The organism is Clostridium boliviensis (assembly GCF_033342255.1).
Lineage (GTDB): Bacteria > Bacillota > Clostridia > Lachnospirales > Lachnospiraceae > Lacrimispora > Lacrimispora boliviensis.
The window spans coordinates 1-503 of sequence record NZ_JAWONS010000147.1; the positions used below are offsets into that span (position 1 = coordinate 1).

At 60.6% G+C, this 503-nt stretch carries 1 protein-coding gene; it reads right to left on the reverse strand.

All coding sequences use genetic code 11. The features are described 5' to 3' along the window. On the reverse strand, nucleotides 1–503 hold a 503-nt coding region (locus tag RZO55_RS10095; RefSeq protein ID WP_318064154.1), incomplete at both ends, for a PTS fructose transporter subunit IIC.

A 503-nucleotide genomic window follows, 5' to 3' on the forward strand; every position in this document is an offset into this window, starting at 1 on the left:
GCCGACGACAAGGGAGGGAATGACGCGGAAAGGATCCGCCGCCGCGAAGGGGATCGCCCCTTCCGTGATAAACGACAGTCCCAAAATCCCCGCCGCTTTGCCCGCCTCCCGCTCTTCCCAGGTAAACTTCCGGCGGGCAAGCTGGGTGGCCAGCCACAATCCGAGGGGCGGCGTCATCCCGGCGGCCATCACCGCAGCCATGGGACCGTAAATCTCATTGCCCAAAAGGCCGACGCCAAAGGCATAGGCCGCTTTGTTCACCGGCCCGCCCATATCGAAGGCCATCATCGCTCCGAGCAGAAGCCCCATCAGGGCCGCATTGGCCGTGCCCAGGGATTGAAGCCATGCCGTCAGGGTATCCATCACGTTTTTTACCGGTGTGCCGATCACGTAGATCATCAGCAAACCGACGACGAGGGTGGCAAGGAAGGGAATGAGAAGAATCGGTTTCAACCCTTCCAGGGAGTGGGGCAGACGGATTTTCTCTTTCATCCACTTGGCGA